9 protein-coding genes are annotated in these 14098 nt (G+C 61.0%); 7 read left to right on the top strand and 2 right to left on the bottom strand.

What is annotated here, in order from left to right; translation table 11 throughout:
- Positions 1 to 306: 306 nt before the first annotated feature.
- The 4 genes from QMX93_RS03660 (at position 307) to QMX93_RS03645 (ending at position 6184) form a co-directional block, all read left to right on the top strand.
- Complete coding sequence (locus tag QMX93_RS03660; protein WP_282352770.1) at positions 307 to 2478, top strand: DUF1631 domain-containing protein; 2172 nt, start codon at positions 307 to 309, stop codon at positions 2476 to 2478.
- Between the two features lie 64 nt (positions 2479 to 2542).
- A complete protein-coding gene (gene ampD / locus QMX93_RS03655; RefSeq protein WP_053117041.1) occupies positions 2543 to 3103 on the top strand; it encodes a 1,6-anhydro-N-acetylmuramyl-L-alanine amidase AmpD in 561 nt (186 codons plus the stop codon).
- Positions 3100 to 3939, top strand: coding sequence for a regulatory signaling modulator protein AmpE (gene ampE, locus QMX93_RS03650; RefSeq protein ID WP_282352769.1), 840 nt, complete (start codon positions 3100 to 3102; stop codon positions 3937 to 3939). The genes ampD and ampE overlap by 4 nt, the downstream gene beginning before the upstream one ends.
- Positions 3940 to 4153: 214 nt before the next feature.
- Positions 4154 to 6184 carry a methyl-accepting chemotaxis protein gene (locus QMX93_RS03645; RefSeq protein ID WP_282352768.1) on the top strand — a complete coding sequence of 677 codons (2031 nt, stop codon included), beginning with the start codon at positions 4154 to 4156 and terminating at the stop codon, positions 6182 to 6184.
- 187 nt (positions 6185 to 6371) lie between these two features.
- Here QMX93_RS03645 and QMX93_RS03640 read toward each other — a convergent pair whose 3' ends face one another.
- Both QMX93_RS03640 and cra read right to left on the bottom strand, forming a co-directional pair.
- Positions 6372 to 7148 (bottom strand): TatD family hydrolase, encoded by a 777-nt coding sequence (locus QMX93_RS03640; RefSeq protein ID WP_212544097.1) that lies wholly within the window; start codon positions 7146 to 7148, stop codon positions 6372 to 6374.
- 3 nt (positions 7149 to 7151) lie between these two features.
- Complete coding sequence (gene cra, locus QMX93_RS03635) at positions 7152 to 8147, bottom strand: catabolite repressor/activator (protein WP_212544096.1); 996 nt, start codon at positions 8145 to 8147, stop codon at positions 7152 to 7154.
- Positions 8148 to 8453: 306 nt separating this feature from the next.
- Here cra and ptsP point away from each other — a divergent pair, with 306 nt between their 5' ends.
- Genes ptsP through QMX93_RS03620 form a run of 3 tightly spaced genes read left to right on the top strand, consistent with a single transcriptional unit; the run spans position 8454 to position 14001 of the window.
- Positions 8454 to 11315: a phosphoenolpyruvate--protein phosphotransferase gene (gene ptsP, locus QMX93_RS03630; protein WP_282352767.1), complete on the top strand. Its 2862-nt coding sequence runs from the start codon at positions 8454 to 8456 to the stop codon at positions 11313 to 11315.
- The gene (pfkB, locus tag QMX93_RS03625) at positions 11315 to 12256 is read left to right on the top strand and encodes a 1-phosphofructokinase (protein ID WP_282352766.1); all 942 of its coding nucleotides are present in this window, start codon (positions 11315 to 11317) and stop codon (positions 12254 to 12256) included. The genes ptsP and pfkB overlap by 1 nt, the downstream gene beginning before the upstream one ends.
- An 11-nt stretch (positions 12257 to 12267) precedes the next feature.
- Entirely contained in the window at positions 12268 to 14001 is a 1734-nt protein-coding gene (locus tag QMX93_RS03620; RefSeq protein ID WP_282352765.1) for a PTS fructose-like transporter subunit IIB, read from the top strand.
- Positions 14002 to 14098 lie beyond the last annotated feature (97 nt).

The following is a 14098-nucleotide window of genomic DNA, read 5'->3' as shown; positions in this document are numbered from 1 at the left end:
TGCATCCGGTCGAATTTCTTTGAGCAAAGGCCGGCCGACGTGGTCAATGCAAGGGGCGAGGTATAGGGGAAACCCTGACGGCTATAGCGGCGGTGACACCTTTTGCAAGATAATCCGCCTTGCATTTGACGTCATGGCTTTGACGATTTTGAGCGCGCCGCATCAAAACTGGGAGCGGGCTTGCTCGCGAAGAGGGCGTGTCAGCGACATTTCTTTTTCTGACCCACCGCTTTCGCGAGCAGGCTCGCTCCTACAAAGGGCTTGCGCAGCAAGTGACCGATTGAATCACCGTTTCAGGAGGCTTGGATGCACAACGACGGGAAAGTAGTGCCTTTTCACAAGGGGACTACGGATCAGGCGAACCATTCGCCGCCCGCCCGCCTGCCTGTGATTCTGCTTCAGGTTCGCGACAAGGCTGCGCAGCAACTGCGCCACGGCTTGCAGGAGCTGTTCGATAACGCCGACGACACGCTGTTCGAAATGGCGGATCGCGCACGCAATGACGTCGAACAGAACATCTTTTTCGAAGCCATGCGCGACCTGCGCCTGAAGCGCAAAAACATCGAGCGTGGTTTTCTCGAACTGTTTTTCGAGGCTTTCGTCGGCCTCACTCAATACGACGCCTCACCCAACGCCTTGCCGCCCGCACTGATGTTCGACGAGTCGGCGCCACGCACCGATGACATGGAGCGCAGCGTGGCGATTGAGACCATGGTTGGCCGGGTGCTCAAGCGCGATGGCTTTGCGCTGGATCAATTGAGTGCGCGGCTGAGCGTTTTGCTCGGCAAACCTCTCGACGCACAGCACAACCCGCTCGCCCCGGCGATGCTCTGTGAGTACTTCTTGCAGGCCGGGCGCAACCTCGGCGTAGAGATCAAGGTCAAGCTGATCCTGCTCAAACTGTTCGAGCGCTATGTCCTCGCCGACACCGAGCAGTTGTATGCCGAAGCCAACCAACTGCTCAGCGTCACCGGCGTACTGCCCGAGCTGAAACCGGCGCCGGCGCGACGTGCGCTTGATCGCGCGATGGCCAACGTGCACAGCGAAGACAGCGACGAACCGCTACCGGCCGACGAGGGTGTGCAAGAAGTCTTCGCCGCGTTGCAGGAACTGTTACTGCAAGTGCGCGGCAGCGTCGCGCCGACACTCGAGCCCAGCGCTGCTACACAGCCGATCAGCACCCGCGACCTGCTGCGTCTGCTCTCGCACTTGCAACAATACGTGCCGGCACTCGCGGCGCAGGACGATTTCGATCTGCGCAACCAGCTTGAACAGTTGTTGACGCGGGTCAGCCTCAGAAGTGGCAAATCGCGGATTGTCGAGGGCGCGGACGAAGACGTGATCAACCTGATCGCCATGGTCTTCGAGTGCATTCTGGATGACCGTAATGTGCCGGATTCGCTCAAGGCATTGATCGCGCGATTGCAGATTCCGATGCTCAAAGTGGCGGTGCTCGACAAGAGTTTCTTCAGCCGCAGCAGCCACCCGGCACGGCGCCTGCTCAATGAAATCGCCGCTGCCGCAATGGGCTGGGGCGATAGCGACAGCGAAACTCGCGACAACCTTTATGTGCGTATCGAACAAGTGGTGCAGCGCCTGCTCACGGATTTTGTCGACGATCCGGCAATTTTTTCCGAGCTGTTGGCGGACTTCCTCGCGTTCACCAGCGACGAACGCCGCCGCAGCGAACTGCTTGAACAGCGTTTGCGCGATGCCGAAGAGGGCCGGGCGAAAACCGAGCTGGCCCGGCGTCGGGTCGAACGGGCGTTGAATCAAGCGCTATTGGGCAAGGTGTTGCCGCCGGCAGTGGTGACGTTTGTTGAGGATGCCTGGAGCAAAGTGCTGCTGCTGACCTGTCTCAAGCATGGCGAGGCTTCCGCCCAGTGGCGTGACGACGTGCAGACCATGGAGCAACTGGTCTGGAGCGTGCAGCGTCACAACGACGCGGAATCCGGTCTGCGTCTGTTGGCTTTGGTGCCCGGCCTGCTCAAATCGCTGCGAGATGGCCTGACTCGTGCGGCATTCGATCCATTTGCCACCAGCGAATTTTTCAGCGAGCTCGAAACCCTGCACGTGAGGGTGCTCGAACCCTCCAGCGAGGCCGATCCGATGATCGAAGTCTCGCAGCAGATTGTCTTGCCTTCCGCCGATGAGGGCGCAATGGCGAAAAACTCTACGCATCTGCCTGACGATGCCGCTGGTTTGCGTCAGGTCGATCAATTGCGTCTGGGCAGTTGGGTGGCGTTTCAGGAAGACGAAGAACACAGCTTGCGCTGCAAACTCGCGGCGATCATCGACGCCACCGACAAATATGTATTCGTCGACCGCACCGGCATGAAAGTCCTCGAGCGCAGTCGCGCAGCACTGGCGGTGGAATTCCAGCGTGGCGCCGCGCGAACACTGGACGACACCTTGCTGTTCGACCGGGCACTGGAGTCGGTGCTGGGCAACCTGCGGCGACTCAATCGTTCCAAGTGATCGCGCGCCGGGTGCCGATCACGGCATACTGGGCGCCAACACAGTCGGCGCTGAAGGAATCGTTATGCAGCTGGATCCCGCAAGCGGGTGGTGTCACGGGGTGCAGGTGTGCCCATCGCCCAATTTCAATGAACGCCCGGCGGGCGAAGTTTCCCTGTTGGTCATCCACAACATCAGCCTGCCACCGGCGCAATTCGCCACCGGCAAGGTGCAGGAATTTTTCCAGAACCGTCTGGATGTCACCGAACATCCCTACTTTGCAGGGATCGCCGACCTACGCGTCTCGGCGCATTTTCTGATTGAACGTGACGGCAAGGTCACCCAGTTTGTCTCCTGTCTTGAACGGGCGTGGCATGCGGGTGTGTCGATTTTTGACGGTCGCGAAACCTGTAACGATTTTTCCGTGGGCATCGAGCTCGAAGGCACCGATGATCTGCCCTTCACCGATGCGCAGTATCAAGCGTTGACCGTGCTCACCCGTCAGTTGCAAAGAGCATTTCCGGCCATCACCGGCGCCCGTATTTGCGGGCACAGCGACATCGCACCCGGGCGTAAGACCGATCCTGGCCCGGCATTCGACTGGGCGCGTTACCGCGCAGCCCTGGCACAAGAGGAAGGACAATGAGTTTTCTGGTGTTACTGCTGGCCGTCTGGATCGAGAAGTTCTCGGCCCTGCGCCATCGGGTTCAATGCGATGGCGGATGGATCCGCGAACTGAACAAACTCGAAAGCAGCGAGCGACTGGCGGGTAAACCGTGGCTGGTGCTGACCATTCTGGTGCTGTTTCCGGTCGCGCTGCTGGCGCTGTTGCTGGTGGTGCTGGAACCGGTGGCTTACGGTCTGCTGGCGTTGCCGGTGCATTTGCTGGTGGTGATTTACAGCCTCGGGCGCGGCGATTTACTCGGCGGGCTCGGGCCGTTCCGCGATGCCTGGCGCCGTGAAGATCTGCAAGCGGCGGCGCATGTCGCCAAGCGCGATCTGAATATCTGCGCCGACAGTGGCGAAGAGCTGCTCGATCGCGTGCAAGGGCATTTGCTGTGGGAGGCCTATCAGAGCTTCTTCGCGGTGATCTTCTGGTACTTCGTGCTCGGCCCGGTGGCGGCGTTGGCGTATCGCTTGCTGGCGCTGGCTGAAGAACACGGCACGAACCCGGCGCTGGTCGAACGCGCCGCGCAATTGCGCCATGCCTTTGATTGGGTACCGGTGCGACTGCTGGCGGCGAGTTTTGCCTTGGTCGGCAATTTCGTTGCGGTTGGCCGGGTGATGTTGCATGAGTTGCTGAACTGGAACATCAGCGCTGCGCAACTGATCAACAAGGTTGGCTTGGCAGCGGGGGAGATCCCGCCTGCTGCGGTCGGGCCGGAAGGCATTACTACCCTCGATAGTCTGTGGGAACTGCTGCTGCGTGCGGCGGTGTTGTGGTATGCCGGGTTTGCGCTGTGGACAGTTTTGATCCACTGATTTGAAGAAAGATCAAAAGATCGCAGCCTGCGGCAGCTCCTACAGGGATTGGTTTTTGTAGGAGCTGCCGCAGGCTGCGATCTTTTTTTTCGTTAACCTTAAGTTACAAAACCTCCCGCCGATTTGAGCTATACAGTGATGGCGCCGGATAGTGGCTATCTGCTGTCGTCTCGCGCCTGCCAATAAAAACAAGAAAAACCAAGGGAGACTTCCAGTGAAGAGCTTGCTCTATCCCGCCGTCTCGCTGATGAACCGTCTGAGCTTCGGCATGAAGTTCAGCTTGATCAGCGTGCTGTTCCTGGTGCCGATGCTGGTGACCAATTTCTATCTGGTGCGCGATTCCTATCGCGAATTCCAGGGCACCCGCGTCGAGTTGCAAAGCCTCGATCTGCTGGGCAGCAGCCTGACCCTGCGCCGGGATCTGGAAACCCTCAACAATCTGGTGCAGATCAACGTCACCCTTGGCCAGTCCGGCAAGGCGGGCAACATCGAATCGAAAATCACCAGCCTCGAACAAGCCGTGCTGACGCGCCTGCAAGGGCTGACGGCGATGACCGACGATCCCGAGCAGATCAAGGCTTTCGATGGCAAGCGCGATGAAATGATCGCCGCATTCAAAGCCCAGCAAGTGGAAAGCTCCCTGCAAAGCAAAAGTGCGCTGATCGGCAAACTACTCGCCAGTGCGCAGATTTTCAGTCAGATCATCACCAGTCAGGCCGGTTTGAGCCGCGACAATCAGGGCGATATTCGTCAGCTCAGCGAGCTGGTCACCCTGATCACCCCCGGCGTCACCCAGACCCTCGGCGAAGGCCGGGCGATCGGTTCGTACTCGCTGGCGCAGGGCTTTCTCAACAGTGCCTCCAGCACGCGTTTCGACGAACTGCTGGTGAAGATCGAAAAACTCCAGGGCGAATACGGCTTGAAACTGCAGGACGCCCTCGCTTCCAGCAAAGCCGCGCGGGACGACCTCAGCGCCGAGGCCGACAACAGCAAGGCATCGCTGAAACAAGCCAGCGAATTGTTCGAAGAACAGGTGGTGATGGCCGACACCCTCGATGCGCCGTGGCAGGCGTTTTACGACCAGGTCACCGCGTTGATGGATAAAACCTACGCGCTCAACGAAGCTTCGCTGAAATTTCTCGACAGCCAACTGCAGCAACGTCTGGCGCATAACCGCACGCACATGATCTTGCAGGCTGTGGCGCTGTCGGTGGTGTTTGTGCTGATTTTTTATCTCTATGGCGGTTTCTACGCTTCGACCCGCACCACGCTCAAACGTCTCGGCGCGATGATGGACAAGGTTGCGGCGGGTGACATGACGGTCAACTTCAAAGCCAATAGCCGCGATGAGTTGGGTGAGTTGGGCGAAGTGTTTAACGGTACGGTGAAGAAGATTCACGACTTGATTGAGCGCGTTGGCCAGACCGTCGGTGAGGTCGAGCGCCAAGCGGGGCAGGTTGAAAACGTTTCAGCGCAGAGTAATCAGGCAGTCGCCGGGCAACGCACGCAGATCGAGCAAGTGGCGACGGCGATGAACCAGATGTCGGCTACCTCGCTGGAAGTCGCGCGCAGTGCCGCAGCGGCCGTGAGCAGCGCCCACAGCGTCAACAACGAGACTCTCAGTGGTCGCGGTCTGGTCGAGTCGCAGCAGGGCAGCATTGCTGCGCTGGCCAGCGAGATCGATCAGTCGGTGCTGGTGATCAATCAGTTGGCGAGCGATAGCCAGTCGATCAGTCGCGTGTTGGAAGTGATCAAAAGCATCGCCGAGCAGACCAATTTGCTGGCGCTCAACGCCGCAATCGAAGCCGCGCGGGCTGGCGAGCAGGGCCGCGGTTTTGCGGTAGTGGCGGACGAAGTACGCACCTTGGCTAAACGCACACAGCAATCGACCGAAGAAATCGAGCAGATGATCGCCAAGTTGCATGGCGGTGTCGGCGCGGCGGTGAAGGCCATGGGCGTCAGCCATCAGATGGCCAATGGCACGGTCGGGCAGTCGGAAAAAGTACAGCAGGCGCTGGAAAACATCCTCGGCGCTGTGGGCATGATCGTCGATCAGAACCAGCAGATTGCGGCGGCGGTGGAGCAGCAAACGGCGGTGGCCCATGACATTGACCAGAACATCGTCGAGATCAATCGCGCCGGCGAACGCACGGCGCAAGGCGCGCACCAGACCGAAGACGCCAGTCGCGCGCTGTCTGCCCAGGTCGTCGAGCTAAAACAACTGATCAGCGCCTTCCGCGTCTGAGCCGTATCTTAAAACTTGTGCGAACCTTTGTGGCGAGGGGATTTATCCCCGATGGGCTGCGAAGCAGCCCAAAAACCTGTGATCGAGTATCTATCTGATACACCGGGTGAAAGGATTTGCGACTGCTGCGCAGCCGAACGGGGATAAATCCCCTCGCCACAAGGTTTTGTTTCAACAGGGAGGTGTGTTACCAGCCGAACACTTCGCAGCTGTTGGCGGTGCTCGCGGCGGCGAGTTGTTGTGGGGTGATCTTCATCAATTCAGCCAATGCCGCGCAAATCGCCGGCAAGTGCGCCGGTGTATTGCGGACACCTGGGAACATCGCCGGCGCCATGTCCGGAGAATCGGTTTCCAGCACGATCGAGTCCAGCGGCAAGTCCGCCAATACCCGATGCATACGCAACGCCTGCGGCCACGTCGGCGCGCCGCCCAGACCCAGTTTGAAACCGAGTTTGATGTACTCCCGCGCCTCTTCACGGCTACCGGCAAAGGCGTGGATGATCCCCGCGCGTTTGAGCTTGAAGCGCTTGAGCGTAGCGATCACCGCCGCGTGGCTGCGGCGCACATGGATCAGCGCCGGCAATTGAAAATCCGCCGCCAGTTGCAGCTGTGCTTCGAACAGCGACTGTTGGCGCTCGCGATCCAGCGTTTCGATGAAGTAATCCAGACCGATCTCGCCGACCGCGCACAACTGTCGATGACCCTTTAATCGGGTCAGCCAATCACCGAGTGCCGTCAAATCTTCAGGACGATGTTGATCGAGATACACCGGGTGCAAGCCGAACGCCGCGTGCAAATCAGCATCGCTCTGCACCAGATCCCACACCCGTTGCCAGTTGCCCTCGTACACGCCCAACACCACCATCCGCCGCACCCCGAGGGCGCGGCTTTCGGCGAGCAAGGCCGGGCGATCGGCGTCGAAGTCGGGGAAGTCGAGGTGGGTGTGGCTGTCGATCAGCTCCACGGCTCAGTCCCGGTGAATACGCTGCTTAAAGGTACGCGCAATGGCCTGCACGCCAGGCTTGTATTCCGACTGCTCGACGGCAGCGAGCGCCAGTTCCAGCGCCTTGTCGGCGATCAACTGGTGCTGCTGGGCCATGGCGTTGACCGGCAACGGCAGGAAATCGAGCAACTGCGTGTCGCCAAAGGTGCCGAGGCGCAGCGGCCGCGATTTCAACGGGAAGTCATGCAGCGCATCGAACACGCCCTGCAACAGCACGTAGGAAGTTGTCACCAACGCATCGGGCAAATGCCCCAGACGTTGCAGGAGTTCTTCCATCAATTGCTTGCCACATTCGCGGCTGAAGGCTTCGGCGTGCTCGACCAGCACTTCGCCTTTGAAATCGGCCAAGGCTTGTTTGAAACCGGCGGCACGTTCCTGGCTGATACTCAGCTCAGGGCGCGCACCGAGCAGCACGATTTGCTTGAGCTGTGGTTCGAGCAGGCTTTGCGTCAGGTGCTGACTGGCCTCACGGTCGTCGCTGATCACCGAGCAGAAATGCTCCGGCTCCATGACCCGGTCGATGGCGATGATCGGCGTGCCCTTGGCCTGCAACTGCCGATAACTGTCATCACCGGCCGGCAGGCAACTGGCGACGATCAGCGCATCGCAACGACGCGCGCGGAACAGTTGCAGCAACTGACGCTCGCTGTCCGGCGCATCGTCGGAACTGGCGATCAACAACTGATAGCCGCGTGCCCGCGCACCTTGCTCCAGCAGTTTGGCGATCCGCGCGTAACTGGGGTTTTCCAGATCCGGCAGAATAAAGCCCAGCGTGCGCGTGTGGCGGCTGCGCAGCCCGGCCGCTTGAGGGTTTGGCGTGAAGCCGTGCAGGTCGACCACCGCCCGCACCCGCTCGACGGTCGCAGTGCTGATGCGTTGCTGTTCGGCCTTGCCGTTGATGACGTAGCTGGCGGTGGTCACGGACACTCCGGCCAACCGCGCGATATCACTGAGTTTCAACCCGGGATTTCCTTGTTTTTGCGAGCTTGCCGCAACATTTTCGCCAATCCTACCCGATTAGGGCAGGCGACTATTGTCGCAACGCATCCGACAAGTTGGACTTCAAGGATGGGACATTATCGAGTAACGTGCCGATCAATCTAGATTAAACGTTTCAGCAAGCGTATTTTCTACGTTTTAGACGCCTTTGGCCGGTGCTGCCGTGAAACCGCCAAAACTGCCGCTGAAAAGCAAAGCGGCAGAGCGCCTAAGCTGCAACCATTCAAAACAATACCTGGCGTCATCCGATGCCAAAAAGGAGATCGCATGCTCGAGCTCACTATAGAGCAGATATCCATGGGCCAATCGGCCGTGGATAAACCCGCCGCCCTGCAATTGCTGGCCAATCACCTGGTGGCCGATGGTCTGGTCGCTGACGGCTACCTCGCCGGCTTGCAGGCCCGGGAAGCCCAGGGCTCGACCTTTCTCGGTCAAGGTATTGCCATCCCTCACGGCACCCCGGAAACCCGCGATCAGGTGTTCGCCACCGGCGTGCGCCTGATGCAGTTCCCCGAGGGCGTGGACTGGGGCGATGGCCAGATCGTTTATCTGGCGATCGGCATCGCCGCCAAATCCGACGAACACCTGCGCCTGCTGCAACTGCTGACCCGCGCCCTCGGCGAGACCGATCTGGGCCAGGCTCTGCGTCGCGCCAGTTCTCCGGAAGCGCTGCTGAAGCTGCTGCAAGGCGCGCCGCAAGAGCTGGCGCTGGATGCACAGATGATCGGCCTCGGCGTGTCGGCCGACGATTTCGAAGAACTGGTCTGGCGTGGTGCGCGTTTGCTGCGCCAAGCCGATTGTGTGAGCAACGGTTTCTCGGCGGTGCTGCAACAAGTTGAAGCGCTGCCGCTGGGCGATGGCTTGTGGTGGCTGCACAGCGAACAAACCGTGAAGCGCCCGGGGCTGGCGTTCGTTACCCCGGACAAACCGATGCGCTACCTCGGCCAGCCGCTCAGTGGTTTGTTCTGTCTGGCCAGCCTTGGCGAAGCGCACCAAGCGCTGCTCGAACGTCTGTGTGCTTTGCTGATCGAAGGTCGCGGTCATGAATTGGGTCGCGCCACCAGCAGCCGTAAAGTCCTCGAAGTGCTCGGCGGTGAACTGCCTGCCGACTGGCCGAGCGCACGCATTGCGCTGGCCAACGCCCACGGTTTGCATGCGCGCCCGGCGAAAATCCTCGCGCAGCTGGCGAAGAGTTTTGATGGTGAGATTCGCGTGCGCATCGTCGACGGTCAGGACAGTGCTGTGTCGGTGAAGAGTTTGAGCAAACTGCTCAGCCTCGGCGCCCGTCGCGGTCAGGTGCTGGAGCTGATCGCCGAGCCGAGCATCGCTGCCGACGCCTTGCCGGCGTTGCTCGCTGCTATCGAAGAAGGCCTTGGCGAAGAAGTCGAGCCGCTGCCCGCCATCAGCGAACAACGCGAAGTCTTTGCCGACATCGCCGAAGTGGTGATTGCCCCGGCGTCCGGCACTCAGTTGCAAGCCATCCCCGCCGCGCCCGGCATCGCCATCGGCCCGGCGCACATTCAAGTGCAGCAAACCATCGATTACCCGATGCGTGGCGAGTCCGCCGCGATCGAACGCGAGCGCCTCAAACAAGCGCTCAGTGACGTGCGCAACGACATTCAAGGCCTGATCGAACGCAGCAAGGCCAAAGCCATCCGCGAGATCTTCATCACCCATCAGGAGATGCTCGACGACCCGGAACTCACCGACGAAGTCGACACCCGCCTCAAGCAAGGCGAGAGCGCCGAAGGGGCGTGGATGGCAGTGATCGAAGCGGCGGCGAAACAACAGGAATCGCTGCAGGACGCTTTGCTCGCCGAGCGTGCGGCGGACTTGCGTGACATTGGTCGCCGCGTGCTGGCGCAACTGTGTGGCGTGCAGACCGCGAGCGAACCCGAGCAACCTTACATTCTGGTGATGGATGAGGTCGGCCCGTCCGACGTCGCGCGGCTGGACCCGGCGCGCGTGGCGGGGATTCTCACCGCACGCGGCGGCGCCACCGCGCACAGTGCCATCGTAGCGCGAGCCCTCGGGATTCCGGCGCTGGTCGGCGCTGGCGCAGCGGTGTTGTTGCTGGCGCCGGGCACACCGTTGCTGCTCGACGGTCAACGCGGTCGCCTGCACGTCGACGCCGATGCGGCGACCCTGCAACGCGCCACCGAAGAACGCGACACCCGCGAGCAACGCCTGAAGATTGCCGCCGAACAACGCCACCAACCGGCACACACCACCGACGGCCACGCCGTCGAAGTGTTCGCCAACATCGGCGAAAGCGCCGGCGTGATCAGCGCGGTGGAGCAGGGCGCCGAAGGCATCGGTTTGCTGCGCACCGAACTGATTTTCATGGCCCACCCGCAAGCACCGGACGAGGCCACGCAAGAAGCTGAATACCGCCGTGTTCTCGATGGTCTCGCCGGGCGGCCGCTGGTGGTGCGCACGCTGGACGTCGGCGGCGACAAACCGCTGCCGTATTGGCCGATCGCCAAAGAAGAAAATCCGTTCCTCGGCGTGCGCGGCATTCGCCTGACCTTGCAGCGTCCGCAGATCATGGAAGCGCAACTGCGCGCCCTGCTGCGGTCGGCGGATAACCGTCCGTTGCGCATCATGTTCCCGATGGTCGGCAGCGTTGAAGAATGGCGTCAGGCCCGCGACATGACCGAACGTCTGCGCCTGGAAATCCCGGTCGCCGATCTGCAACTGGGGATCATGATCGAAGTGCCGTCCGCCGCGTTGCTCGCGCCGGTGCTGGCCAAGGAAGTCGACTTCTTCAGCGTCGGCACCAACGACCTCACGCAATACACCCTGGCCATCGACCGTGGTCACCCGACCTTGTCGGCGCAGGCGGACGGCTTGCACCCGGCGGTACTGCAACTGATCGACATCACCGTGCGCGCGGCCCATGCCCATGGCAAGTGGGTCGGTGTTTGCGGTGAGTTGGCGGCGGATCCGCTGGCAGTGCCAGTGCTGGTTGGCCTCGGTGTCGATGAACTCAGCGTGTCCGGGCGCAGCATTGCCGAAGTGAAGGCACGCATCCGTGAACTCAGCCTGACCCAGGCGCAAACCCTTGCGCAACACGCCCTGGCCGTGGGCAGCGCCAACGAAGTGCGCGCATTAGTGGAGGCTCTGTAATGGCCAAGATTCTTACCCTGACCCTCAACCCGGCGCTCGACTTAACCGTTGAGTTGCCCCGGCTGGACGCCGGTCAGGTCAACCGCAGCGACGAGATGCACACCCACGCTGCCGGCAAAGGCGTGAACGTCGCGCAGGTGCTCGCCGACCTCGGTCATCAACTGACGGTCAGTGGCTTTCTCGGCGAAGACAATCTGCAAGCGTTCGAAACCCTGTTCGCCAAGCGCGGTTTTGTCGACGCATTTATCCGCGTGCCGGGTGAGACGCGCAGCAACATCAAAGTCGCTGAACAGGATGGACGGATCACCGACATCAACGGCCCGGGGCCGGTGGTCGATGCCGTCGCGCAGCAGGCGTTGCTCGATCGTTTGGTGCAGATCGCACCGGGTCATGACGCGGTTGTTGTCGCCGGCAGTTTGCCGCGTGGCGTGACCGCGCAGTGGTTGCGTGAACTGATCGAACGGCTCAATCAGCTCGGCTTGAAAGTCGCCCTCGACTCCAGCGGCGAAGCGTTGCGCGAAGCGTTGAAAGCCAGTCCATGGCTGATCAAACCGAACACTGAAGAACTCGCTGACGCGCTCGGTTGCGAGGTGGTTTCTCACGCCGCCGAAGCGCAAGCAGCGGCGCAATTGCACGCGCAAGGCATCGAGCACGTGGTGATCTCCCACGGTGCTGATGGCGTGAACTGGTTCAGCGTCGGTTCGGCGCTGCACGCCACGCCGCCCAAGGTCAGCGTTGCCAGCACGGTCGGTGCCGGTGATTCATTGCTGGCCGGCATGCTCCACGGTTTGCTCAGCGCCGACACGCCTGAACAAACCCTGCGCACGGCCACTGCGATTGCGGCGATGGCGGTGACCCAGATCGGTTTCGGCATCCACGACCGTGCGCAACTGGCGCAGCTCGAACAGGGCGTGCGCGTGCGCCCCCTGACAGAACAATAAGAGGGTTTGTCATGAAATTAGCCATTGTTACGGCTTGCCCGAACGGCATGGTCACCAGTGTGCTGTGTGCGCGTTTGCTTGATGCGGCGGCGCAGCGTCAGGGCTGGAGCACCAGCGTTGAAGTGGTCGATGCTGCGCACCCGGAACGCGAATTGTCGGCGGCGACGATTGCAGCGGCGGAGTGGGTTTTGTTGGTCGCCACGGGGGCGGTCGACATGACGCGTTTTGTCGGCAAGCGGGTTTTCCAGATTGCTCCGGCACAGGCGCTACAGGATGTCGAAGCGGCGCTGCGTCGTGGTGCTGAAGAGGCATCAGTCTACGTTGCCAGCGTGGCTGAACCGGTTGCTGATGCGTCGCGTGTGCCGCGCATTGTCGCCATCACCGCGTGCCCGACTGGTGTCGCCCACACCTTCATGGCCGCCGAAGCGTTGCAGCAAACTGCCAAGCGTTTGGGCTATGAGCTGCAAGTCGAAACCCAAGGCTCAGTGGGCGCAAAAACCCCGTTGAGCGCAACGGCGATTGCCGAGGCAGACGTGGTGTTGCTGGCGGCGGATATCGAAGTCGCCACCGAGCGTTTCGCCGGTAAGAAAATCTATCGTTGCGGCACTGGCATCGCATTGAAGCAGTCCGAAGCGACGCTGAAAAAAGCCTTGGCCGAAGGGGCTGTGGAAAGCGCGGCGAGTGACGGCAAAGCACCGGCCAGGCAGGAGAAAACCGGCGTCTATAAACACCTGCTGACCGGCGTGTCGTTCATGCTGCCGATGGTCGTGGCCGGCGGTTTGATGATTGCGTTGTCGTTCGTCTTCGGCATCACCGCGTTCAAGGAAGAGGGCACGCTGGCGGCTGCGCTGATGCAGATCGGTGGCGAGACTGCGTTCAAACTGATGGTGCCGCTGCTGGCGGGTTACATCGCTTATTCGATTGCTGACCGTCCGGGCCTGGCGCCGGGGATGATCGGTGGGTTGCTGGCGAGTACGTTGGGCGCCGGGTTTATCGGTGGCATCGTCGCCGGTTTTATCGCCGGTTATGCGGCGAAGGCGATCAGCCGTTATGTCGCGTTGCCGCAGAGTCTTGAAGCGCTGAAACCGATTCTGATCATCCCGTTGTTCGCTAGTTTGTTTACCGGGCTGGTGATGATTTACGTGGTCGGCAAACCGGTCGCCGGGATGCTGTTGGCGCTGACGAGTTTTCTCGACAGCATGGGCACCACCAACGCGATCCTGCTCGGCGTGGTGCTTGGCGGCATGATGTGCGTCGACCTCGGCGGGCCGATCAACAAAGCCGCGTACGCGTTCTCGGTGGGGCTGCTGGCGTCGCAGAGTTATGCACCGATGGCGGCGACGATGGCAGCGGGGATGGTGCCGCCGATTGGTCTGGGCATTGCCACGTTTATTGCGCGGCGCAAGTTCGCGCAGACCGAACGCGAGGCGGGTAAAGCCGCGTTGGTATTGGGGCTGTGCTTTATCTCTGAAGGGGCGATTCCGTTTGCCGCGAAAGACCCGTTGCGGGTGATTCCGGCGAGCATTGCCGGTGGTGCGTTGACCGGTGCGTTGTCGATGTATTTCGGCTGCAAACTGATGGCGCCGCACGGTGGCTTGTTTGTGTTGGCGATTCCGAATGCGATCAACCATGCGCTGTTGTATCTGCTGGCGATTGTCGCCGGAAGTTTGTTGACCGCCGTCGTCTACGCCACAGTCAAACGCCCCGAAGCCGTCGAACTGGCCCTCGAACCTGCCAAGGCTTAACCGACACCGCAAATCTCCTGTAGGAGTGAGCCTGCTCGCGATAGCGGTCTGTCAGTGACATGAATGTTGGCAGATATACCGATATAGCGAGCAGGCT

The organism is Pseudomonas sp. PS01303, assembly GCF_029959385.1.
Lineage (GTDB): Bacteria > Pseudomonadota > Gammaproteobacteria > Pseudomonadales > Pseudomonadaceae > Aquipseudomonas > Aquipseudomonas rustica.
Note: the sequence above shows the minus strand (reverse complement) of the source record. Positions and strands in the feature narration are given on the sequence as shown.